The 21,296-nt window shown below is 72.0% G+C and carries 25 protein-coding genes; 15 read left to right on the forward strand and 10 right to left on the reverse strand.

Features of this window, described 5'->3' with window-relative positions; translation table 11 throughout:
• The 3 genes from C3492_RS40170 to C3492_RS40180 form a co-directional block, all read left to right on the forward strand.
• Positions 1 to 899 (forward strand): chitinase (locus C3492_RS40170; protein ID WP_103817573.1); only part of this gene is annotated, 899 nt, incomplete at its 5' end.
• 234 nt (positions 900 to 1,133) lie between these two features.
• Complete coding sequence (locus C3492_RS40175; protein WP_103817543.1) at positions 1,134 to 1,493, forward strand: DUF6204 family protein; 360 nt, start codon at positions 1,134 to 1,136, stop codon at positions 1,491 to 1,493.
• 75 nt (positions 1,494 to 1,568) lie between these two features.
• The gene (locus C3492_RS40180; protein ID WP_103817544.1) at positions 1,569 to 2,012 is read left to right on the forward strand and encodes a MarR family winged helix-turn-helix transcriptional regulator; all 444 of its coding nucleotides are present in this window, start codon (positions 1,569 to 1,571) and stop codon (positions 2,010 to 2,012) included.
• Positions 2,013 to 2,194: 182 nt separating this feature from the next.
• Here C3492_RS40180 and C3492_RS40185 read toward each other — a convergent pair whose 3' ends face one another.
• Positions 2,195 to 2,626 carry a MazG nucleotide pyrophosphohydrolase domain-containing protein gene (locus C3492_RS40185; RefSeq protein ID WP_103817545.1) on the reverse strand — a complete coding sequence of 144 codons (432 nt, stop codon included), beginning with the start codon at positions 2,624 to 2,626 and terminating at the stop codon, positions 2,195 to 2,197.
• Between the two features lie 128 nt (positions 2,627 to 2,754).
• Between C3492_RS40185 and C3492_RS40190 the strand changes: the two genes are divergently transcribed.
• A complete protein-coding gene (locus tag C3492_RS40190) occupies positions 2,755 to 3,753 on the forward strand; it encodes a TAXI family TRAP transporter solute-binding subunit (protein ID WP_103817546.1) in 999 nt (332 codons plus the stop codon).
• A 33-nt stretch (positions 3,754 to 3,786) separates the two neighbouring features.
• Here the strand turns inward: C3492_RS40190 and C3492_RS40195 are convergent, their stop codons facing one another.
• Together C3492_RS40195 and C3492_RS40200 are read right to left on the reverse strand one after the other, a co-directional pair.
• On the reverse strand, positions 3,787 to 5,217 hold the full coding sequence (locus C3492_RS40195; protein WP_103817547.1) for a HAMP domain-containing sensor histidine kinase: 1,431 nt from the start codon (positions 5,215 to 5,217) through the stop codon (positions 3,787 to 3,789).
• 9 nt (positions 5,218 to 5,226) lie between these two features.
• Positions 5,227 to 5,913, reverse strand: coding sequence for a response regulator transcription factor (locus tag C3492_RS40200; RefSeq protein ID WP_103817574.1), 687 nt, complete (start codon positions 5,911 to 5,913; stop codon positions 5,227 to 5,229).
• Between the two features lie 296 nt (positions 5,914 to 6,209).
• Here C3492_RS40200 and C3492_RS40205 point away from each other — a divergent pair, with 296 nt between their 5' ends.
• From C3492_RS40205 to C3492_RS40235, 8 genes are all read left to right on the forward strand, one after another.
• On the forward strand, positions 6,210 to 6,986 hold the full coding sequence (locus C3492_RS40205; RefSeq protein ID WP_014675420.1) for an amino acid ABC transporter ATP-binding protein: 777 nt from the start codon (positions 6,210 to 6,212) through the stop codon (positions 6,984 to 6,986).
• Between the two features lie 136 nt (positions 6,987 to 7,122).
• Positions 7,123 to 7,962 (forward strand): glutamate ABC transporter substrate-binding protein, encoded by an 840-nt coding sequence (locus C3492_RS40210; RefSeq protein ID WP_103817548.1) that lies wholly within the window; start codon positions 7,123 to 7,125, stop codon positions 7,960 to 7,962.
• 75 nt (positions 7,963 to 8,037) lie between these two features.
• The gene (locus C3492_RS40215; protein WP_103817549.1) at positions 8,038 to 8,703 is read left to right on the forward strand and encodes an amino acid ABC transporter permease; all 666 of its coding nucleotides are present in this window, start codon (positions 8,038 to 8,040) and stop codon (positions 8,701 to 8,703) included.
• Positions 8,700 to 9,593 carry an amino acid ABC transporter permease gene (locus tag C3492_RS40220; protein WP_103817550.1) on the forward strand — a complete coding sequence of 298 codons (894 nt, stop codon included), beginning with the start codon at positions 8,700 to 8,702 and terminating at the stop codon, positions 9,591 to 9,593. The genes C3492_RS40215 and C3492_RS40220 overlap by 4 nt, the downstream gene beginning before the upstream one ends.
• A 177-nt stretch (positions 9,594 to 9,770) precedes the next feature.
• Complete coding sequence (locus C3492_RS40225; protein WP_103817551.1) at positions 9,771 to 11,432, forward strand: FAD-dependent monooxygenase; 1,662 nt, start codon at positions 9,771 to 9,773, stop codon at positions 11,430 to 11,432.
• A 195-nt stretch (positions 11,433 to 11,627) separates the two neighbouring features.
• Positions 11,628 to 11,675, forward strand: coding sequence for a hypothetical protein (locus C3492_RS47065; RefSeq protein WP_309506048.1), 48 nt, complete (start codon positions 11,628 to 11,630; stop codon positions 11,673 to 11,675).
• Positions 11,676 to 11,742: 67 nt separating this feature from the next.
• The gene (locus C3492_RS40230; protein ID WP_103817575.1) at positions 11,743 to 12,294 is read left to right on the forward strand and encodes a cysteine dioxygenase; all 552 of its coding nucleotides are present in this window, start codon (positions 11,743 to 11,745) and stop codon (positions 12,292 to 12,294) included.
• Positions 12,291 to 12,731, forward strand: a complete 441-nt coding sequence (locus tag C3492_RS40235) for a rhodanese-like domain-containing protein (RefSeq protein WP_103817552.1) — start codon at positions 12,291 to 12,293, stop codon at positions 12,729 to 12,731. Before C3492_RS40230 ends, C3492_RS40235 begins: the two co-directional genes overlap by 4 nt.
• 491 nt (positions 12,732 to 13,222) lie before the next feature.
• On the opposite strand, the gene recX is transcribed toward C3492_RS40235, so the two are convergent.
• Both recX and recA read right to left on the reverse strand, forming a co-directional pair.
• Entirely contained in the window at positions 13,223 to 14,119 is an 897-nt protein-coding gene (gene recX / locus C3492_RS40240) for a recombination regulator RecX (protein ID WP_103817553.1), read from the reverse strand.
• A 3-nt stretch (positions 14,120 to 14,122) separates the two neighbouring features.
• Complete coding sequence (gene recA / locus C3492_RS40245; protein WP_103817554.1) at positions 14,123 to 15,253, reverse strand: recombinase RecA; 1,131 nt, start codon at positions 15,251 to 15,253, stop codon at positions 14,123 to 14,125.
• 280 nt (positions 15,254 to 15,533) lie between these two features.
• Here recA and C3492_RS40250 point away from each other — a divergent pair, with 280 nt between their 5' ends.
• Complete coding sequence (locus C3492_RS40250) at positions 15,534 to 16,031, forward strand: hypothetical protein (RefSeq protein WP_103817555.1); 498 nt, start codon at positions 15,534 to 15,536, stop codon at positions 16,029 to 16,031.
• 248 nt (positions 16,032 to 16,279) lie between these two features.
• Positions 16,280 to 16,408 carry a hypothetical protein gene (locus C3492_RS47070; protein ID WP_374938426.1) on the forward strand — a complete coding sequence of 43 codons (129 nt, stop codon included), beginning with the start codon at positions 16,280 to 16,282 and terminating at the stop codon, positions 16,406 to 16,408.
• Positions 16,409 to 16,456: 48 nt separating this feature from the next.
• Here the strand turns inward: C3492_RS47070 and C3492_RS40260 are convergent, their stop codons facing one another.
• Both C3492_RS40260 and C3492_RS40265 read right to left on the reverse strand, forming a co-directional pair.
• On the reverse strand, positions 16,457 to 17,707 hold the full coding sequence (locus C3492_RS40260) for an AI-2E family transporter (protein ID WP_181140811.1): 1,251 nt from the start codon (positions 17,705 to 17,707) through the stop codon (positions 16,457 to 16,459).
• A gap of 135 nt (positions 17,708 to 17,842) precedes the next feature.
• Positions 17,843 to 18,037, reverse strand: coding sequence for a DUF3046 domain-containing protein (locus C3492_RS40265; protein WP_103817556.1), 195 nt, complete (start codon positions 18,035 to 18,037; stop codon positions 17,843 to 17,845).
• Between the two features lie 80 nt (positions 18,038 to 18,117).
• On the opposite strand from C3492_RS40265, the gene C3492_RS40270 reads away from it, so the two are divergent.
• On the forward strand, positions 18,118 to 19,062 hold the full coding sequence (locus tag C3492_RS40270; RefSeq protein ID WP_181140808.1) for a hypothetical protein: 945 nt from the start codon (positions 18,118 to 18,120) through the stop codon (positions 19,060 to 19,062).
• Positions 19,063 to 19,192: 130 nt separating this feature from the next.
• Here the strand turns inward: C3492_RS40270 and C3492_RS40275 are convergent, their stop codons facing one another.
• The 3 genes from C3492_RS40275 to C3492_RS40285 are packed head-to-tail and all read right to left on the reverse strand — an operon-like array spanning position 19,193 to position 21,197.
• Positions 19,193 to 19,501, reverse strand: a complete 309-nt coding sequence (locus C3492_RS40275) for an AzlD domain-containing protein (RefSeq protein WP_103817558.1) — start codon at positions 19,499 to 19,501, stop codon at positions 19,193 to 19,195.
• Positions 19,498 to 20,253, reverse strand: coding sequence for an AzlC family ABC transporter permease (locus C3492_RS40280; protein WP_103817559.1), 756 nt, complete (start codon positions 20,251 to 20,253; stop codon positions 19,498 to 19,500). The genes C3492_RS40275 and C3492_RS40280 overlap by 4 nt, the downstream gene beginning before the upstream one ends.
• 23 nt (positions 20,254 to 20,276) lie before the next feature.
• On the reverse strand, positions 20,277 to 21,197 hold the full coding sequence (locus tag C3492_RS40285) for an AraC family transcriptional regulator (protein WP_103817560.1): 921 nt from the start codon (positions 21,195 to 21,197) through the stop codon (positions 20,277 to 20,279).
• Between the last annotated feature and the right edge of the window lie 99 nt (positions 21,198 to 21,296).

Raw genomic sequence — 21,296 nt, forward strand, 5'->3', positions numbered from 1 at the left:
CGCCTGCGGCCGGCGGCGGCACCCCCTCGGCGCCGATGGCGGTGGCGCCGTACCTGTACAACGGCTGGGGCAGCCCGCCCGACCCGACCACCATCACGCAGGCCACGGGCGTCAAGTGGTTCACGCTCGCCTTCGTGCTGAGCAACGGCTACTGCAACCCGCAGTGGGACGGCAGCCGTCCGCTGACCGGCGGAGTGGACCAGCAGACGGTCAACACCGTGCGGGCGAACGGCGGTGACGTCATACCCTCCTTCGGCGGCTACAGCGGCAACAAGCTGGAGAGTTCCTGCTCCAGCGCCGGCGAGCTCGCCGCCGCCTACCAGAAGGTCATCAACGCCTACGGCCTGAAGGCGATCGACATCGACCTGGAGGCCGACGCCTACAGCAACGGCACCGTCCAGCAGCGCACGGTCGACGCGCTGAAGACCGTGAAGGCCAACAACCCCGGTCTGAAGGTGTACATCACCATCGGCACCGGGCAGAGCGGCCCCGACACCAGTCTCATCAACCGTGCCGCCGCCTCCGGGCTCACCGTCGACGCCTGGGCCATCATGCCGTTCGACTTCGGCGGCGCCGGCCAGAACATGGGCAACCTGACGGTGCAGGCGGCCGAGGGCCTGAAGAACGCCCTGAAGAACGCCTACCACTACAGCGACGACCAGGCCTACCGGGACATGGGCATCTCGTCCATGAACGGCATCACCGACCAGAACGAGACCGTCACGGTGGCCGACTTCCGCACCATCCTCGGCTACGCCCAGCAGCACCACCTGGCCCGGCTGACCTTCTGGTCCGCCAACCGGGACCGTCCCTGCACCGGCGGGCCCGCCGACAGCTGCTCGGGCGTCGGCCAGTCCGCCTGGGACTACACGCGGGTCTTCGCCGGCTACACCGGCTGACCGGTCCGGCCCCGGGACCGGCGGCGGACACCGCCACGACGGCCCGGGGCTCTCGCGGTGACCTCACGGGAGGCGATCGGCGCGCTCGACGCGCTCGACGCCTCCCGTTCCCGGATTTCCCGGCTTGGCGCCGAGCGCCCGTCGGGCATCCGGCATCGGAGCCTTGGCGTACGGCGCCGCACGGACCGGGAAACCCGGTGGAGGAGTCACCCGGACAGTGCCTAAGGTCGCGGAATGAGTACACGAACCTTCCGGATCACCGTCCGCGGTGCCTTCGACGCCCTCACCGACGCCCAGCGCGCCGCCCTGCTGGCCGACGCCGCCGAACACGACGTCCTGCGCGCCGCCTTCACCCCCGAGGGCACCCTCACCTACGACATCGCCGCCCGGCCCGCCTTCGTCTTCCGCTTCTCCGCGACGGGAGAGAAGGAGGAGGACGTCCTGGAGGCGACGGAACGGGCCGAGGAGTCGGCGAGGTCCTGGCTGGCGGCGCGCGGCTACGGCTTCAAGCACCTGCGGACGACCGCCGAGGACCTCTCCCAGGCACCCCTGGGCAAGCGACAGCGCCGCGCCGCCCGTACGACCGGTCTCTGACGCCCGCCATGAACTTGAGTACTCAAGGAGAAGGCAAGGGATGCGGAGGCAGGGGATGCGGGAGGAGCTGGGGACGTGAGTGAGGGCCTGGACGCGGTGCTGCGCCTGGTACGGGCCCAGTCGGCGCTCGTACGGCGCTTCGACGCCCGGCTCGGCGGCCTGCACGGCGTCAGCCTGGCCGACTTCACCCTGCTGCTGCGGCTGGAGCAGGCGCCCGGCGGCCGGATGCGCCGGGTGGACCTCGCCGAGGCGCTGGGGCTGACCGCCTCGGGCGTGACGCGCGGGCTCGCTCCGCTGGAGCGGATCGGGCTGGTGACCCGGGAGCCCGACGCCCGGGACGCGCGGGTGGCGTACGCGGCGCTGACCGGGACGGGCCGGCGACGGCTGGCGGAGATGCGGGCCACGGCGGAGGAGACCGCCACCGAGGTCTTCGCCGGCCCGGCGTGGCCCGCGGCGGACATCGCCCGCCTCGCGGACCTGCTGACCCGTCTCGGCGGTACGGGCCTGACGGGACGCTGAGCCGGCGCCGCCCCGCTGCCTCAACTCCTTTCGGTACGGCTCACATCGAGGGGTGGCCGGTTGCGCGCCGGCTGCGCAGGGGGCTGCCCGCCCCTGGCCGCACCCGACGTGCCGACCGGTTCGCGGCCCACTGCGGCGTGGGACGGTCCGGCACCCTGCGCCTCCGGCTCTCGGGCACCACGTCAGGCCGCGCCGCCCGGTATCCAGCCCTGGCGGCGCAGTACGGCCGCCACGTCAGGCGCCCGGTAGTGCTCCCCCTTGAGCACCTTGCCGTCGGCCCGGCGGGCGACCGTCCCGTCCGGGCCTCTCTTGCTCATGTTGGCGCGGTGGATCTCGGCGATCACCGCGTCGAGGTCGATACCGTGCACCAGGGCCGTGCCGTAGGCCACGTACACCACGTCGGCCAGCTCGTGCGCCAGCCGGTCCAGCGGTCCCTCCACCGCGACCTCGGCCACCTCCGCGGCCTCCTCGGCGAGCAGTTCACCGCGGTGAGCGGCCAGCTCCGGGTCCACCTCCGTCGGCGTGCTGCGGGCGTCGAGACCGAAGGCGTGGTGGAACTCACGGACGAGGCGGGCGGGCGACGTGCTCGTGCGGTCGGCGGGCGAAGTGGTCATACGGCGACTCTAACGGCGGCCACTGACAACGCCCCTCGGCCCGTGCGGACCCCCGCGGCGTCCGCTTCCGGCCTCCGGAGTGACCCCGGCCCTGGTCAGTGCCGCGCGTCGCCTGGCAGGATCGCGGCATGTCCAAGGTGTTCCCCCGGCTCGGCAGGCGCCGGGCGTTGCAGGGCGCGGCCGTCGGTGCCGTCGCCCTCGCGCTGCTGCTGTGGTGGCTGCTGCCCTTGGGCGAGAAGCCGCCGAGCGGGACGATCGTGTTCAGCACCGGTACCTCCCGCGGGGTCTACCAGGAATACGGCGAGCGGCTGCGCACCGAGCTGGGCAGGGACATGCCGGGCCTGAAGGTGAAGCTGCTGAGCAGCGCCGGCTCCCAGGAGAACGTGCAGCGGGTGGCGACCGGGCAGGCCGACTTCACCATCGCGGCGGCCGACGCGGTGGCGACGTACGAGCTGCGGCACGGCAGCGGCGCCGGGCGGTTGCGCGGTGTGGCCCGGCTGTACGACGACTACGTGCACCTCATCGTCCCCCGCGACTCGGACGTCCGCAGCGTCGCCGACCTGCGGCACAAGCGGGTGGCGACCGGACTGCCCGATTCCGGGGTGCGGCTGATAGCCGACCGGGTGCTGCGGGCCGCCGGTATCGACCCGCGCAAGGACATCGAGCCGGTCGCGGACGGCATCGACACCGGGCCCGCGCGGTTGCGGGACGGGAAGATCGACGCCTTCTTCTGGTCCGGCGGCCTGCCGACGAAGGGGCTGGTCGCGCTGGCGCAGCAGGGCGGCTTCCGGTTCCTGCCGATCGACGACGCCCTCGTCGCCCGGCTGCACGGGCAGGGCGAGGGCGCGCGCTATTACCGGACCACCAACATCCCCGAGTCGGCCTACCCCAACGTGCAGCAGGGGGTGCAGGTTCCGACGATCGCCGTGTCCAACCTGCTGATGACCCGCACGGACGTGGACCCCCGGCTGACCGAGTGGGTGACCCGTACGGTGATCAAGAGCCGGGACGACATCGGCGCCCACGTCCACTCCGCCCAGCTCGTCGATCTGCGCACCGCCATCTACACCGACCCACTGCCCTTGCAGGCGGGCGCCCGGCGGTACTACCGGTCGGTCAAGCCGTAGACATTCCGCAGCCGCCGCCGGCCTTGGCGGAGCCTAGGCGGCGGCGTCCGCCGTGCCCCCGCCGGTCTCCGCGTGCCGGGGCACCCGGACCGTCACCCGCAGGCCCCGCGGCTCGTGGTGGGCGTAGTCGATCGAGCCGCCGCCCGCCCCGAGCAGCGCACGGGTGATGGACAGGCCGAGGCCCGAGCCCTTCACGTTCTGGTGCCGGCCGCTGCGCCAGAAACGGTCGCCCACGCGCGCGAGTTCCTCGTCGGTGAGGCCGGGGCCGGTGTCCGTGACGACGACGGTGGTGGTGTCGCCGTCTGCGGCCACGGTGACCTCGACCGTGCCCCCTTCGGGGGTGAACTTCACGGCGTTGTCGATCACCGCGTCCAGGGCGCTGGACAGGGCGATGGGGTCGGCCCAGCCGGTGGTGGGCGGGCAGTCGCCGGTCAGCCGGACGCCCTTGGTGCGGGCGGCCGGTGCCCAGGCGGCCACCCGTTCCCCGGCCAGCGCGCCGATGTCCGTCAGCACGAGGTCGGCCTCGGCGTGCTCGGCCAGCGCCAGGTCGAGCAGGTCGTCCAGGACCTGTGCGAGACGCTTGCCCTCGGTGCGGACCGAGGCGATCTCCTCGTTGCCCTCCGGCAGTTCGAGGGCGAGCAGTTCGATGCGCAGCAGCAGCGCCGCGAGCGGGTTGCGCAGCTGGTGCGAGGCGTCGGCGACGAAGGCGCGCTGCTGCTCCAGCACGGCCTCGACGTTGTCCGCCATCTCGTTGAACGAGCGGGCCAGCCGCCTGAGTTCCGGCGGCCCGCCGGCGACCGCGACCCGGGACTTCAGGCGGCCGGTGGCGATGTCGTGGGTGGTGGCGTCCAGGATCCGCACCGGCCTGAGCACCCAGCCGGTCAGCCTGAGCGCGGCGCCGACGGCGAGCAGCATGGCCGCGATCTCGCCGGCCCCGATGAACAGCCAGCCGCGCAGGATCCGCGAACGAAGCTGCCCGGTGGGCGAGTCGGTGACCACGACCGCGACGACGTCCCCGTCCCGGATCACCGGCGAGGCGACGACGAGCCAACCGCGCTGCCAGGGCCACACCTGCCGCGGGTCATGGCTGCGCCGGCTGAGCAGCGCCTCGTCGAACGCCCTGCGCACCTCCCCCGTCCGCGGTACGAACCAGTCGCCGGGCGCGTTGGCCATGGCGGAGCCGTTGCGGTAGAAGACACCGGCGCGGATGCCGTAGACGCCGTAGTAGCTCTCCAGTTCGCTGCGCAGGGTCTGCCCGCGCTCGTCCGTGGCGGTGCGGTGGGGTCCGCTGGGCCCGTCGGTGACGAACTGCGCGAGCGCCGCGAAGCGTGCCGTGTCGTCTATCCGGTCGACGACGACCCGCTGCTGCTGCGCGGCGGCCACGCTGCCGGCGAGCGGGATGCCGAGCGCGAGCAGGACGGCCGCCAGCAGGACGATGAGCAGCGGGAGGAGGCGTGTGCGCACCCGTCCCCGCTAGGCGGCCGGGGCGACGAGCCGGTAGCCGACGCCGCGTACGGTCTCGATCAGCGCGGGCATCCGCAGCTTGGCGCGCAGGGAGGCGACGTGCACCTCCAGGGTGCGGCCGGTCCCCTCCCAGCTGGTGCGCCAGACCTCGCTGATGATCTGTTCGCGCCGGAAGACCACGCCGGGCCGCTGGGCGAGCAGGGCGAGCAGATCGAACTCCTTGCGGGTCAGTTGGACGACCGAACCGTCCACGCTGACCTGGCGGGTGGGCAGTTCGATCCGCACCGGGCCGAGGAGCAGGGCGCTCTCGCCGCCGGTCGCCGGGTCCTCGTGGGCGGTACGCCGGCTGACGGCGTGGATCCGGGCGAGCAGTTCCCCGGTGTCGTACGGCTTCACGACGTAGTCGTCGGCGCCCAGGTTGAGTCCGTGGATGCGGGAGCGGACGTCGGAGCGCGCGGTGACCATGATCACCGGGGTGCTGGTGCGCTTGCGGATCTTGCCGCAGACCTCGTAGCCGTCCTGGTCGGGCAGGCCGAGGTCGAGCAGGACGACACCGAAGCCGTTGCCCTCGGGGACGAGCGCCTGGAGCGCTTCCTCGCCGCTGCGCGCGTGGGTGACCTGGAAGCCGTGCTTCGCGAGGACGGCCGACAGCGCCGCGGCGACGTGGTTGTCGTCCTCGACGAGGAGCAGTCTCATCCCGGCCCCCTCCGGTTCAGCGGTCGTACGGTCTCGGTTCGCGTCGGGCGTGTAGATCACGCGCACGCGCGCGTGCACCATGGCAGTGACGCTGATGGACAAGGACGGCGTCAAGAGGCTTCGGGTTGCCCGTCGCTTCCGTTATCCGGCCGATACGCGCACCGGCGACAAGTACTACGACATGTGTCCGATTGCTATCGGATCGTGATGCTCAGATCTCCCTCAGATGTGATGACGCAGGTCACAGCCCCTCACTACTGTCCTCGGAAACCCGAGGAGGACGGAGCCTGAGAGCGATGACCAATGTATCGGTGGCCAAGGAAGATGTGGCCACGTCCGACGAACTGGTCGTCCTGAGGAGCGTCAACAAGCACTTCGGCGCGTTGCACGTGCTCCAGGACATAGACCTGACGATCGCCCGCGGCGAGGTCGTCGTGGTCATCGGGCCCTCCGGGTCCGGGAAGTCGACCCTGTGCCGCACCATCAACCGCCTGGAGACGATCGACTCGGGCACGATCACCATCGACGGCAAGCCCCTGCCGCACGAGGGCCGCGAGCTGGCCCGGCTGCGGGCGGACGTGGGCATGGTGTTCCAGTCCTTCAACCTCTTCGCGCACAAGACGGTGCTCGAGAACGTGATGCTGGGACAGGTCAAGGTCCGCAAGGCGGACAAGAAGCAGGCCGAGGAGAAGGCCCGGGCCCTGCTGGACCGGGTCGGCGTGGGCACGCAGGCCGACAAGTACCCCGCCCAGCTCTCCGGCGGCCAGCAGCAGCGGGTCGCGATCGCGCGGGCGCTGGCGATGGGCCCGAAGGTCATGCTGTTCGACGAGCCGACCTCCGCCCTCGACCCCGAGATGATCAACGAGGTACTGGAGGTCATGCAGCAGCTCGCGCGCGAGGGCATGACGATGATCGTGGTCACCCACGAGATGGGCTTCGCGCGGTCGGCCGCGAACCGGGTGGTCTTCATGGCGGACGGCCGGATCGTCGAACAGGCCACGCCCGACCAGTTCTTCAGCAACCCGCGCAGCGACCGGGCCAAGGACTTCCTGTCCAAGATCCTGCACCACTGACGGCGTCGCCGGGCCGCCCGCACCGCCCGGCCGACGCTCCGCCCAGCGGCACCCGCCGACCGACCGCACGCCCGCCCGGGTCCGCGTCACCCCCGCCTCAGGGGCTCGTTCCTCACCACTCAGAAGGATGTTCACCATGAAGCTCCGCAAGGTCACCGCCGCCTCGGCCGTCCTCCTCGCGCTCTCCGTGACCGCCACCGCCTGCGGCGGCGACAAGAAGGACGACGGCGCCGGTTCCTCCGGCGGCGACAAGAAGATCACCATCGGCATCAAGTTCGACCAGCCGGGCATCGGCCAGAAGACCCCGCAGGGTTACTCGGGCTTCGACGTCGACGTGGCCACCTATGTCGCCAAGAAGCTCGGTTACAACGCCGACCAGATCGAGTGGAAGGAGTCGAAGAGCGCCGACCGCGAGACCATGCTGAAGCGCGGTGACGTCGACTTCATCGCCGCCTCCTACTCGATCACCCCGGAGCGTCAGAAGCTGGTCGACTTCGCCGGACCGTACCTGCTGGCCCACCAGGACGTGCTGGTCCGCGCGGACGACAGCAGCATCAAGTCGCCGGCCGACCTGAACAACAAGAAGCTGTGTTCGGTCACCGGTTCGACCTCGGCGCAGAACGTCAAGGAGAAGCTCGCCCCGAAGGCGCAGCTCCAGCAGTACCCGACGTACTCCGCGTGCCTGACCGGCCTGCAGAACAAGGTGATCGACGCCCTGACCACGGACGACTCGATCCTCGCCGGCTACGCCGCCCAGTCCCAGTTCAAGGGCAAGTTCAAGCTCGGCGGTCTGAAGATGACCAACGAGAACTACGGCATCGGCGTCAAGAAGGGCAGCGACCTCAAGGACAAGATCAACAAGGCGCTGGAGTCCATGGTCTCCGACGGTTCCTGGGACGCGGCCGTGAAGAAGAACTTCGGCCCGGCCGGCTACAAGAACGAGCCGGCCCCGAAGATCGGCGACATCAAGAGCTGAGGCAACGCCCGCTGGATGCGCCGTCCGTGAGGGCGGCGCATCCGGGCATCCCTACACGCGAAAGCGCGGGAGATCGTGTTCGACTTTCTTGACGGTTACGACGTACTGGGCGCCTTCTGGACGACCGTGCAGCTGACGCTGCTGTCCGCCGTGGGCTCCCTGGTCTGGGGCACTCTGCTGGCCGCCATGCGGGTGGGTCCGGTACCGCTGATGCGCGGTTTCGGCACCGCCTACGTGAACATCGTGCGGAACATCCCGCTCACGGTGATCATCCTGTTCTCCTCTCTCGGCCTCTACCAGACGCTGAACATCACCCTCGCCGCGAAGGACACCGACACGATCAACTTCCGGCTCGCCGTGCTGGGTCTGATCGTCTACACGTCGGCCTTCGTGTGCGAGGCGATCCGGTCCGGCATCAACACGGTGCCGGTCGGCCAGGCGGAGGCCGCGCGGGCCATCGGCCTGAGCTTCTCCCAGGTGCTGTTCGTGGTGGTGCTGCCGCAGGCCTTCCGGGCGGCCGTCGGCCCGCTCACCAACGTCCTGATCGCCTTGACGAAGAACACGACCGTGGCGGCCGCGATCGGCGTCGCCGAGGCGGCCCTGCTCATGAAGGACATGGTCGAGAAGGAGGCCCAGCTGCTGCTGATCTCCGCGATCATCGCCTTCGGATTCTGCTGCCTGACCCTGCCGACCGGTCTGATCCTCGGCTGGGTGGGCAAGAAGGTGGCGGTGAAGCGATGAGCTCGGTCCTCTACGACGCCCAGGGGCCGCGCGCCAAACGGCGCAACATCCTCTACACGGCGCTCTTCGTCGTCGCGTTCGCGGCCGTCCTCTGGTGGGTGTACTCGTCCCTGGACGAGAAGCACCAGCTGGACTGGGCGCTGTGGAAGCCGTTCTTCAGCGGCTCCGAGGCGTACTCGACCTACATATGGCCCGGCCTGCAGAACACCCTGAAGGCGGCGGCCCTGGCGATGGTCATCGCGCTGCCGCTGGGTGCCGTCCTCGGCATCGCCCGGCTCTCGGACCACATATGGGTGCGGGTCCCGGCCACGGTCGTGGTCGAGTTCTTCCGGGCGATCCCCGTCCTGGTCCTGATGATCTTCGGCAACGAGCTGTACAGCCAGTACACCGACGTCAGTTCCGACGACCGCCCGCTGTACGCGGTCGTGACCGGCCTCGTGCTGTACAACGCGTCGGTGCTCGCCGAGATCGTCCGCGCGGGCATCCTCGCTCTGCCGAAGGGCCAGTCCGAGGCGGCCATGGCGATCGGCATGCGCAAGAACCAGGTGATGCGCCTCATCCTGCTGCCGCAGGCGGTCACCGCGATGCTCCCGGCGATCGTCAGCCAGCTCGTGGTCATCGTGAAGGACACCGCGCTCGGCGGCGCCGTGCTCACCTTCCCCGAACTGCTCGCCTCGGCGAACACCATGAGCGGCTACTACGGCGCCAACACCATCGCCTCCTTCACGGTGGTGGCCGTCATCTTCGTGATCATCAACTTCTCACTGACCTCGTTCGCGAGCTGGCTGGAGGGCCGGCTGCGGCGCGGCAAGAAGTCCACCGGCGCGGTGCTCGGCGCCGACGAGACCGTGGACATCCCCGGCCACGCGGGTACGGGCACCGCGGCCTGACGCCGGATCAGACCCGAACGAGTCACCCGGAGGCAGTGGCATGATCGCCACTGCCTCCGGTCGCTTGACGCAAACTCTGCCAATGGGTTGCATACGTCGTGTGATCGTGCACCCCGCTTCACCTTCCTGTTCACTTGTCTCCGTCAAGGCATCGCCGCGAGCAGGGGGCGCCACACCGTGGACCCGGTGATCATCGTCGGAGCGGGGCCCGTCGGGCTCACGCTCGCCCTGGCGCTGGCGCGTCAGCAGGTGCCGTCCATCGTGCTGGACGAGGGTGTCGGCAAGGAGGAGCCCCGTCCGGCGCGCACCGTCGTCCTGCGCGAGGACACGACCGCCCTGCTGGAGCGGCTGACCGGGGCCGCGCTCGGGCAGCAGGGCGTGCGCTGGGCCGGCTGGCGGTCCGTCAGGCGCAAGCAGGTGATGAGCGAGATCACCTTCGACGGGACCGAACCCGCGCCGCTGCACATCGCGCAGCATGTGCTCACGGGCCTGCTGCGCGGGGCCATCGCCATGGAGCCCCTGGTGGAGACGGCGGTGGAGAGCCGCCTGGACGCGATCGAGCAGGAGCGTTTCGGCGTCACCGCGCGCACCCGCGGCCCGCAGGGAACCTGGTGGCGCGGCAGTTACCTGGTGGGCTGCGACGGTGCCCGCTCGACCGTGCGCAAGCTCCAGGACATCCGCTTCCCGGGCCGTACGGCGGTGGAGCGGCACGCGGTCGCCGCGCTGCGCACGGAACTTCCGTGGGAGGGTCGCGCGTTGCTCCATCGGATGCCGCCGTGGCGGTCGTCCGGGCCCTCGGCCGGGGAGGTGACCGCCCGCCCCCTCCCGGACGGCGTGTGGCGCCTGGACTGGCTGCTGCCGCCGGGCAAGGACCTGGTCACGCCCGAGATCCTGCTGGCCAGGATCCATGAGACCCTCACGGGCTGGACGGACAGCGCCACACCGGCGTACGAGCTGCTCGACACCGGCGTCCACACGGTGCACCACCGCCTCGCCCGCCGGTGGCGCGCCGGCCGGGTCTTCCTCGCCGGGGACGCGGCCCACCTGCTCGGCGCGCTCGGCACCCAGGGGCTCGACGAGGGCCTCAGGGACGCCGACAACCTCGCCTGGAAGCTGGCCGCGGCCTGGCACCACGGCCCGCACGAGGCCCTGCTGGACAGCTACCAGACCGAGCGGCGCGCGCTGGTCGCCGCCCGGCTGCGCGCCGCCGACCAGGCGCTGCCTGTGCTGCGCGGCGGGGGCGGGCTGCGCCACATCGTCCCGGGCACGGCCCGCAACCACGACGCGCTCTTCACCGACGGTCATCTGGGCCGCGGTCCGCTGGGTGCGTCCGGCACGTACGCCGAGTCGCCGCTCGCACCCCCGCGATCGGAAGGGGAGATCCCGGTCGGCACCCCGCCCGGCGCCCCGGTCACCGACGTCCGGGTCACGGCGGAGGACGGGTCCTTCGTCCAGCTGCGCGACCGGCTCGGCCGCGGCGCGCTGCTCGTGCTGCTCATCGCGCCCGGTACGGGCGTCTGGGACCGCAAGCACTGGATGTCCGCCGGGGTCATGCCCCGGCTCGCGGCGGCCGTGACCGCTCTGCCGCACCCCGCCGAGCTCTTGGTGGCCGAGAGCTACCCGGGAGCGCCGGCGCACAGCGTGCTGCTCGTCCGCCCCGACGGCCATCTGGTCACGGCGCTGAGCGGGGTCCGCCCGGCCGATCTGTACGCGGCGGCCGAGGCCACGGTGGGAGGCGCGGCGCAGACGCGGGAGACGGAACAGACGGAGGAGGAGAGACAGGGGGACGGGGAGAAGGATCAGAAGGCGGCGGCGGAGGCCGGCTCGGGCGCACGCTGAAGGAGGGCCCGCTCGTACACCGGCCGCGGCCGCCGGCTCGCGCGCCGACCGTGCTCCGCAGAGGGCTCCCGTACGCGCCGGCCGCCCCCGCGCACCCCTGTCCACAAGGTGACACCCGGTTGACCGCGGTGCGAGGGCAATGCTGTACTCCGGATCGTGACCGACACCTGTGTGCTCCTGTGGCGGAGGGTCCATATGGACCTCGTCCGCTATGCGGGCTGCGTGTGTCGCCCGTCCTGCTGAATTCGCACCCCTTCCCTCTTCCGGGCGCCGTCGCGCGCCCGTTCCGCGAACGCTCAGGACGGTGTACGTGTCTGTCCCCTCCCCCTCCCCTTCCCTGCCCGCGTCCGTCTCCCCCGCCGCCGGCCCGGCGCCCACCCAGGCGGACCTCCTGGACTTCGTCCGGCGTACGGCGGCCGACGCCGAGCTGATCGCCTCGCTACCGCTCGATCCGGAGGGCCGCACCTGGGTACGGCTGCAGGGCCCCGGCGGCAGCGAGGCCTGGCTGATCGGCTGGCCGCCCGGTACCGGCACCGGCTGGCACGACCACGCCGACTCGGTCGGCGCCTTCCTCACCGCTTCGGGCGAGCTCACCGAGAACTCCCTCGCCGCCCGGCTGCCCACCGACGGCTGGAAGACCCTGGAGCTCACCGAGGGGGTGGACCGCGTACGCCGGCTGCCCGCCGGACAGGGCCGCGCCTTCGGCCGCCACCATGTGCACGAGGTGTTCAACGAGTCCCGCGAGCGACACGCGATCTCCGTCCACGCCTACTACCCGCCGCTGCCCCGGATCCGCCGCTACAGTCGCACGGGCCAGGTGCTGCGCCTGGAGCAGGTCGAACGCCCGGAGGACTGGCAGTGAGCGGCACGATCGAGCAGCCGGGGACCAAGGGTGCGACGGCGGCACGGCCGCTCGGTATCGACGAGTTGCTGGAGCGCGTGCGAGCCGGCTACCGGCGCGTGGAGGCACAGGAGGCGCATGAGGCGGCGCAGTCCGGCGACGCGCTCCTGGTCGACATCCGTTACGCCGCCCTGCGCGACCGGGACGGGCTCATCCCCGGCGCCGTCGTGGTCGAACGCAACGAACTGGAGTGGCGACTCGACCCCCAGGGCAGCCACCACCTCCCCGAGGCCACCGGCCACGACCTGCGGATCGTGGTGATCTGCAACGAGGGCTACGCCTCCAGCCTCGCCGCCGCCTCCCTCCACCAGCTGGGCCTGCACCGGGCCACGGACCTGGTGGGCGGCTTCCAGGCCTGGCGTGCGGAGGGCCTGCCGGTGAGCCCGGCGACGCCCTGACCGGCACAGGGCACCTGACTCGGTGTCGGGCGCCCGAACCGGCACCGGGCACCTGGAACAGGGGCGATACCGGTGCCGACCGACGTGGCGAGCGTGTTGACGACGGCGATGACGGTGAAGGCCAGGACGAGCCCCATGGCCAGGTAGTTGACCTCGGCGTTCGTCTGCTGCCGATCGTCTTGAGGGTGCCGCCAGCGGTGACCAGAGCGGCCGCGCACATCAGGGCGAGGAAGGCGCCGAGAGACCCCGCCTTGCGGGCGCGGACCGACTGCAGGGCATGACGCAGCATCAGGGACGGGCTCTCTTGCGGGGATGGGAGAGCACTGCGGCGGCCCGGCGTCTTGCGACGGGGGTCACCCCGACCGTCCACGGCGGGGGTTGCCCTCACCCCTGGGTGCCCGTCAGCAGCCTCCCGCTTCTCGTCCTTCCTCTCTGAGAAGCAGCCAGAAGTCCCCGTCCCGATGAGCAGTCGGAAGCCCGGTCCCGGGCCGTCAGAAGTCCCCTTCCCCGAGGAACTCCGTGTCCTCGCCCTCTTCCTCCAGGGCCTGGCGGACGACTCTGAGGGCCATGCCCTCGGGGTAGCCCTTGCGGGCGAGCATGCCCGCGAGCCGGCGGAGTCGCTTGTCCCGGTCGAGGCCGCGGGTGGCCCTCAGTTTGCGGGCGACGAGTTCGCGGGCGGTCGCCTCCTCCTGCTCGGAGTCGAGCTGGGCGACGGCGTCCTCGATCAATGCCGAGTCGACGCCCTTGGTACGCAGTTCCCGGGCGAGCGCGCGGCGGGCGAGCCCCCGGCCATGGTGCCGGGACTCCACCCACGCGTCCGCGAAGGCGCCGTCGTCGATGAGCCCGACCTCCTCGAACCGCGACAGCACCTCCTCGGCCACGTCCTCGGGGATCTCCCGCTTGTGCAGGGCGTCCGCGAGCTGCTTGCGGGTGCGCGGGGTCCCGGTGAGCAGGCGCAGGCAGATCGCCCGGGCCCGCTCGACCGGGTCCCCTGAAGACTCCCCTCGCTCGTCCCTCGCCGAGGGAGGGCCGCCTTCGTCCTCACCGGGCCCGGACGCGTCGCCGAACCCGCGCCGCCGGCCACGCCCCCGGCGACCGCCGCGCGCTCCCCCGGACCGCCCGGACCCACGACCACCGAGGGAACCGCCCCCGTACGGCTCGCCGCCCTCGTCCCCCGGGTCCGCGGCACCGCCGTCACCGTCGTGGCCGGCGGCCCCGTGGTACGCGTCATGTCCGCCGTACGCGCCGAAGCCGTCGCCCCCGGGTCCGCCGCCCCGGTGTCCGCCGTCACCGTCCGGGGCGGAGTCCGGGTGGCCGCCGGTGCCCCTCCCCCGTGGGGCACCGGGGGTGGCGTACTCGTACTCGGCCCAGTCGGTTCGTCGTGTCACGGGTCAGCTCTTGGCTGCGGCGGCCTTGGGCTTGGTCGCCTTGGCGGCTGCCGGGGCGGGCACCGACTTGGCGGGGTCGTCGGCCGCCGCGGTGGTGACCGCCGCGTCGGCACCCGGCTCGGCGGCGGGCTCCTCCGGCCGGACTCCCACGCCCAGCTTCTCCTTGATCTTCTTCTCGATCTCGTTGGCCAGGTCGGGGTTGTCCTTGAGGAAGTTGCGCGCGTTCTCCTTGCCCTGGCCGAGCTGGTCGCCCTCGTACGTGTACCAGGCGCCGGCCTTGCGCACGAAGCCGTGCTCCACGCCCATGTCGATCAGACCGCCCTCGCGGCTGATGCCCTGGCCGTAGAGGATGTCGAACTCGGCCTGCTTGAAGGGCGGCGCGACCTTGTTCTTGACGACCTTGCAGCGCGTGCGGTTGCCGACCGCCTCCGTGCCGTCCTTCAGGGTCTCGATGCGGCGGATGTCGATACGCACCGAGGCGTAGAACTTCAGCGCCCGGCCACCGGTCGTGGTCTCCGGGGAGCCGAACATCACGCCGATCTTCTCGCGGAGCTGGTTGATGAAGATCGCGGTGGTCTTGGACTGGTTGAGCGCGCTGGTGATCTTCCGCAGGGCCTGGCTCATCAGGCGGGCCTGCAGACCCACGTGGCTGTCGCCCATCTCGCCCTCGATCTCCGCGCGCGGGACGAGCGCGGCGACGGAGTCGATGACGATGAGGTCCAGGGCACCGGAGCGGACCAGCATGTCCACGATCTCCAGGGCCTGCTCGCCGTTGTCCGGCTGGGACAGGATGAGGTTGTCGATGTCGACGCCGAGCTTGCGCGCGTACTCGGGGTCGAGGGCGTGCTCGGCGTCCACGAAGGCGACCTGGCCGCCGGCCTTCTGCGCGTTCGCCACGGCGTGCAGGGTCAGGGTCGTCTTACCGGAGGACTCCGGTCCGTAGATCTCCACGACACGGCCGCGCGGCAGACCGCCGACGCCGAGGGCGACGTCGAGGGCGGTCGATCCGGTCGGGATGACCTCGATGGGCTCCTTCGACCGCTCGCCCATGCGCATGACCGCGCCCTTGCCGAATTGCCGTTCAATCTGCGCGAGCGCGGCGTCGAGCGCCTTCTCGCGGTCGGTTCCTGCCATGGGTTCCACCCGGTTTGCTTGAGTCGATCGCTTCACGTCAAAGACGCTAACGCCTGCCACTGACAATGCGTCCCGACGCAGGCCCAGCCTGTGGATAACCGAGGGACATCTACCCGTGAATCGGGGCGAAATCCCCAACCTAAAGCCTCGCCTGAGCCTCCATAAGAATGGATGTTCGATTTTCGTGTCAAGCGCGCCACCCGGCACGGGCCGGCACTTCCGCGGGGCGGGCCCCGGCTCCCGCAGGGCAGGGGCCGGGGCCTGCGTAAGGTGGCCGGAGATGAACGACGACGACCGGACGTCGGCCCTGTTCCGCGCCCTGGACAGACTGCCCGCACCCCATCATCTGGAGCACCCCGACGGCTTCGACCACGCCGGGGCCCGGCTCCGTGCGGCGAGGCTGCGGGACCGGCTCACCCAGGACTTCGGCCGGCCCTGCCGGCTCGACGAGGGCATCCAGGACGCGAGCTTCTCCTTCTCCGTGGACATCCCGGCCGAGGCGACCGGGGCCGGTGTCCTCATCGCCGTACGGCTGAGCAACTACGGCGATCTGGCGGCGGTCACCACGTCGGCGCCGGGCAGCCACGACGACCTGGACGACGCCGTGCGCGACGGAGCGCTGTCGCAAGCGGACCGCGACCGGATCACGGCCGCCCTGTCCGACCTGGGCTACCGGCTGGTCGCCACTCGGCTGCTCCACCGTCCGTACGACGGCGTGACCTGGCTCGTCGACGAGGACCACGCGACCTGGTGGACCCGGTTCTTCGACCATCTGTGACACGGTCCGGCCTACCCCCGGTGACGTACCACGGGCGTCTCCGGCCGGACGACGTCCGCGCGCCCCGCGCCCGGAAGCCTTGGGCCCATGAAGAACCCGCGTGCCATCGCCGACCACTCTGCCACGTGACGGGGCCGCCCCTCGTCCTGTCCGGCCTCGTCCACCGGGTGGTGTGCGCGGTCGGCGGCGGCCCGTGGGACGGTCCCGTCTCCAGGCGCAATCCCGTCACGTTCGGGCTCCCGTCCTGAGTGACGCTGATCGCGGTCAGGTGGGTCACGTGGTACCTGCGGACCGGTGACCGACCGCGCTCGGTCCTGCTGCTGGTCCTCACCGCCGACTGCGGGGTGGAGGTGAGCGGCATCACCCTCCAGGCGTGACGCCGGGTGCCCTCGCACCTGGTGAGGCGGCGTTCGCGCGCGGGCGGGCTACGGCCGCTGCGCCCCGCCCGAGCGGCGGCCGGCCCAGAGCCGGCGCATGCGCGTGAGCATGCCGGGGCCGCCCGGGCCGCTGCCGCGGCGCCCGTGCACCCGGGGGTCGTCCGTGACGGCGTACCGCTTCACGTACGCCCCGAGGAACGCCTGGAGCGTGGCCACCGCCGGGATGGCGATCAGCGCGCCGACCGCGCCCAGCAGCGCGGTGCCCGCGACGACCGAGCCGAAGGCGACCGCCGGGTGGATGTCGACCGTCCTGGCGGTCAGCTTGGGCTGGAGCATGTAGTTCTCGAACTGCTGGTAGATCACGACGAAGATCAGCACCCAGAGCGAGTACCAGGGGTTCACGGTGAACGCGATCAGCATGGGCAGCGCGCCCGCGAGGTACGTGCCGATGGTGGGGATGAACTGCGAGACCAGGCCCACCCAGACGCCGAGCACGGGCGCGTACGGCACCCCGAGCGCCTCCAGCAGGACGTAGTGGGCGATGCCGGAGATGAGCGCCATGAGGCCGCGCGAGTACAGATAGCCGCCCGTCTTGTCGACGGCGATCTCCCAGGCCCGCAGCACCTCGGCCTGGCGTGCGGGCGGCAGGACGGAGCACAGGGCGCGGCGCAGCCGTGGGCCGTCGGCGGCGAAGTAGAAGGAGAACAGCGCGATCGTCAGCAGCTGGAAGAGCCCGCCGAGCACCTGGGCGGAGACGTCCAGGACTCCGGCCGCGCTGTTCTGCACGTACTTGCGCAGCCAGTCGGAGTGGAGCAGGCCCTCCTGGATGTCCACCCGTCTGAGGTCGGTGCGGAAGGTCTGGTTGATCCAGTGGATGAGCGAGTCGAGGTAGCCCGGGAAGCCCTCGATCATCTTGATGATCTGGCCGGCCAGCATGGACCCGAGCAGGGTGACGAACCCGGCGGCGAAGACGGTCAACCCCAGGAAGACCAGGAAGGTGGCGAGCCCCCTGCGCATGCCACGGGCCGCCATCCGGCTCACCGCGGGCTCGATCGCGAGGGCCAGGAAGAACGCGATCAATATGTTGATCAAGAGTCCGGTCAACTGGTGGAAGGCCCAGCTGCCGAGCTGGAACGCCGCGATCAGCGCGAGCGCGAGCACCATGGCGCGCGGCAGCCAGCGCGGCATCCGGGCGGCCGGAGCGACGGCGCCGGAGGCCGGGGGCCGGCCGGGCGGGGTCGTAGCGGCCGGTGCTGCCTGCCCGGGGGACGGCTCGCCGTCCTCGGGAGTGGATGCCAGGGGGTCCTCGTTGGGTGCCACGGGCCCAGTCTCGCCCACGCCACCGACAACCGGCGCCCCGCGGCGATCTTCGTGACAGATCAGTGCCGTACTGTCGACTTCTTCACCGGCAAACCCGGCATTTCGGCCGACGCCTCAACGCTTCTCACCAGGCACGTCCATCACCGCGCACACCACGCGCCACACGTCCTTCGCCTCCCAGCCGGCGTCCAGCGCCTGGTTCACCGTGCGTCCGCCGAGTTCCGACATCACGTGATCGCGCGCGAAGGTGTCGGCGTACCCCGGACCGAAGTGTTCCGCCATCCGCTGCCAGAAGACCGTCAACCGCATGACTCCAGTATCCCGCCCCTGGGGGTGGGCCCTGCCCGGGAGCGCCTGCCGAGACCGCTTTCCGTCCTACGGTCTGACGCATGGCCGAAACAGGAGCTTCCCCACTCCCCTCCACGCCCCCGGCGCGCTCCCCGCTCTTCCGTGCCGAACAGTTCGTGTGGCTCACCGCGCGCGTGCTGGAGCAGCACCTCTTCGCCTACCACTTCCTGCGCGGCAGCCCGGAGGCGGTGGAAACGGCACTGGACGCCTACCGCAACGAGGACGGAGGCTACGGACACGCGCTGGAGCCCGATCTGCGCGGACCGGTCAGCCAGCCCCTGCACACGGCGCACGCCCTGCGCGTGCTGGACGCCATCGGGCGCTGCGGCGGACAGCGTGTGGAGCGCGTGTGCCGCTACCTGACCTCCGTGTCCACCCCGGACGGCGCCCTGCCGGCGATCCATCCCGGTCAGCGTGGGTATCCGACGGCGCCGTTCGTCCCGGTCGTCGACGATCCGCCCAGCGACCTGCTGGCCACCGGACCGGTGGTCGGGCTGCTGCACCGCAACGAGGTGTGGCACGCCTGGCTGTTCCGGGCCACCGACTTCTGCTGGCAGGCGGTGGAGTCCCTGGAGAAGTCCCACCCCTACGAGGTCCAGGCCGCCGTGACCTTCCTGGACTCCGCTCCCGACCGCCCGCGCGCGGAGGCCGCCGCCGACCGGCTGGGCCGCCTGGTGCGGGAGCAGCGGCTCGCGGCTCTGGACCCGGACCGGCTCGACGCGTTCCCGGTCGCGTCCGGCTATGCCCCGGGCGAACACCACTTCCCGCACGACTTCGCCCGGACTCCGGAGTCGCTCGCGCGCGCGTGGTTCACGGACGACGAGATGACGCGCTCGCTGGACCACCTGGCCGCCGGGCAGGAGGAGGACGGCGGCTGGCCGGTCCGGTGGCGCCGATGGGCCCCCGCGCCCGCCCTGGAGGCGCGCTCCCTGGTGACGATCGAAGCCCTGTGCACCCTGCGGGCCTACGGGCGTTTCGTGGGCTGACCGGTCCTGTCCACGGCCCAGGTCCGCCCGTCGGGGGCCCGCTCGGCCACCGACGGCCTGCTCACGCGCCGCCCGCCCCCGCTGCCCCGGGCCGACGGTCCGTCTCACCCGCCGACAGCCCGCACGCCCCTCACCCGCCGACAGCCCGCACGCCCGCCGTCACCACCACGGCCGCCGCGACGACCAGCAGGAACGGCGCGCGCAGGAGCAGTGCGACGGCCGCCGCGCCGAGCCCGGCGGCCCGGGCGTCCAGCGCCGGCGCGTGCCCGTCGGCGAACGTCTGCTGGGCCGTGAGAGCGGCGAGCAGGGCGACCGGCAGGAGGGCGGCGAGCCGCCGCACGTACGGCCGCTCGACGGCATGTGCCGGGACCAGCAGGCCGGCGAGCTTGACGGCGTAGCAGCCGAGGGCGGTCACGCCGATCGCGATCCAGGTGTTCACCGGTTCTCCTCCGAGCCGTCCAGAGCTTCCTGGCGGGTACGGCCCCCTCGTCGGCCTTCGACGAAGAGCGCCAGCGGAGCCGCCAGTGCCGCCATCAGCACCGGCACGCCGGCCGGCAGGACGGGCAGCAGACCGAGGCCCAGCAGGACGGCGAGGCCCGCGACCGCACGCTCGGTGGCCGTCCTCAGCATCGGGGCGAGCAACGCCAGGAACACGGCCGGCCCCGCCGCGTCCAGGCCCCACGCGCGCGTGTCGCCGATCGCCCGGGCACCCAGGGCGCCGAGCAGCGTGGTCAGGTTCCACAGCGCGTACAGGCTGAGCCCGGTGACGGTGAAGCCGAGCCGCGCGGCCCGCCGGGTCGGCTGGGCCAGGGTCACCGCGGTGGTCTCGTCGATCACCCACTGCGCCGCGAACGGCCGTACCGCGCGCGGGAGGGCGAGAAGCTGGGAGAGCCGCAGTCCGTAGAAGGCGTTGCGCACGCCCAGGAAGAGGGCGCCCGCGGCGGCCGTGAACGGGTTGCCGCCGGCGACGAGCGCCCCGACCAGCGCGAACTGGGAGGCGCCGGTGAACACCAGGAGGCTGAGCGCGCAGGTCTGGAGCAGCCCCAGTCCACTGCCGGCCGAGGTCACTCCGAAGGCGAAGCCGGACAGGCCCACGGCGACGCCGACCCCGAGGGCGTCCCGTACGACGGCCGCGTCCGGCTTGTCCGCGCCGTCGGTGGTCTGGTTCGTGAGTGCTGTGTGCTGTGCCACGCCCCGGACGGTACGGGCGTCCGTCAGCCCGCGTCTTGTACGTTCTTGCGCTCTCCCGGCTCCGTGCGTTCACCCAGCTCCGTGCGCTCCCCCAGTCCCCCAGCTCCGGTGCGCTCATCCAGGCCGGCGCGCTCGCGCTGGTACGCGCCCGGGGGCACGCCGACGATCCGGGTGAAGTGCCGGTTGAGGTGGGGCTGGTCGGTGAAGCCGACGGCGACGGCCGCCTCGGCGGGGGGCGTCCCCGCGTCCAGCAGCAGCCGCGCGCGGCGCACACGGGCGTCGGTCAGCCAGGTGTGCGGCGGCATGCCGTAGGCGTTGCGGAACGCCCGCAGCAGGGCGAACGGGCTGGTCCCGAGGTCGGTGGCCAGCTGTTCCAGGGTCGGCGGCTCGCCCATCCGCTCCTCCAGCGCCGCACGCGCGCGTGCGGCGATCCGCGCGCCGGCCGTCCGGGGCCGCCGCTGGGGCAGGGAGCCGCCGTTCAGCCGCAGCAGCCTGGTCACGGCGACCCGCAGGAGCGTGTCGGCGGCCAGCGCGTTGCCCTCGTCGGTGGCGCGCAGCACCTGGTGGACCAGGCGGGCGGCGTACGGGTCGTCGAGGACGGGGCTGACGAAGCCCGGCGTGCCCCGGAGGGTCGTGGTCTCGGCGGCGATCGCGGCGACCACGTCCGGCGACGGGTACAGGGCGCCGTACCGCCAGCCCTCGGGGACCCCGGCCCGGCCGGTGTGCGGCGTGTCCGGGTTGACGAGGGCGAGCGCTCCCGCACCGGCGGAGACGTCGGAGCCGCGGTGGTGGAAGACCTCGACGCCGTCGGCGATGGCCGCGATCACGAAGTTCTCGTGGGTGTGCCGGATGAAGGTCTTGCGGATGTACCGGGCCCGCAGCAGGTCGACCCCGGGCAGCTCCGCGTACCGCCAGTGCCGTGCCCGCTCCCCTGAACCCGCCATGGACCCATTGTCCGCCCCACCCACCACCCCGCCGGCTCCACCCGCCCCAGCCCCGCTCCGCACGCTGCGCCCCGGCTCCACCGACTGCGCAGTCGCCCC

This window comes from Streptomyces sp. Ru62 (genome assembly GCF_002920615.1).
Taxonomy (GTDB): domain Bacteria; phylum Actinomycetota; class Actinomycetes; order Streptomycetales; family Streptomycetaceae; genus Streptomyces.

Coding starts and splice junctions, on each gene's coding strand:
- C3492_RS40185 (WP_103817545.1), bottom strand. CDS start 2,626: ATGACCACTTCGCCCGCCGACCGCACGAGCACGTCGCCCGCCCGCCTC.
- C3492_RS40205 (WP_014675420.1), top strand. CDS start 6,210: ATGACCAATGTATCGGTGGCCAAGGAAGATGTGGCCACGTCCGACGAA.
- C3492_RS40190 (WP_103817546.1), top strand. CDS start 2,755: ATGTCCAAGGTGTTCCCCCGGCTCGGCAGGCGCCGGGCGTTGCAGGGC.
- C3492_RS40270 (WP_181140808.1), top strand. CDS start 18,118: ATGGCCGAAACAGGAGCTTCCCCACTCCCCTCCACGCCCCCGGCGCGC.
- C3492_RS40210 (WP_103817548.1), top strand. CDS start 7,123: ATGAAGCTCCGCAAGGTCACCGCCGCCTCGGCCGTCCTCCTCGCGCTC.
- C3492_RS40175 (WP_103817543.1), top strand. CDS start 1,134: ATGAGTACACGAACCTTCCGGATCACCGTCCGCGGTGCCTTCGACGCC.
- C3492_RS40220 (WP_103817550.1), top strand. CDS start 8,700: ATGAGCTCGGTCCTCTACGACGCCCAGGGGCCGCGCGCCAAACGGCGC.
- C3492_RS40285 (WP_103817560.1), bottom strand. CDS start 21,197: ATGGCGGGTTCAGGGGAGCGGGCACGGCACTGGCGGTACGCGGAGCTG.
- C3492_RS40250 (WP_103817555.1), top strand. CDS start 15,534: ATGAACGACGACGACCGGACGTCGGCCCTGTTCCGCGCCCTGGACAGA.
- recA (WP_103817554.1), bottom strand. CDS start 15,253: ATGGCAGGAACCGACCGCGAGAAGGCGCTCGACGCCGCGCTCGCGCAG.
- C3492_RS40200 (WP_103817574.1), bottom strand. CDS start 5,913: ATGAGACTGCTCCTCGTCGAGGACGACAACCACGTCGCCGCGGCGCTG.
- C3492_RS40265 (WP_103817556.1), bottom strand. CDS start 18,037: ATGCGGTTGACGGTCTTCTGGCAGCGGATGGCGGAACACTTCGGTCCG.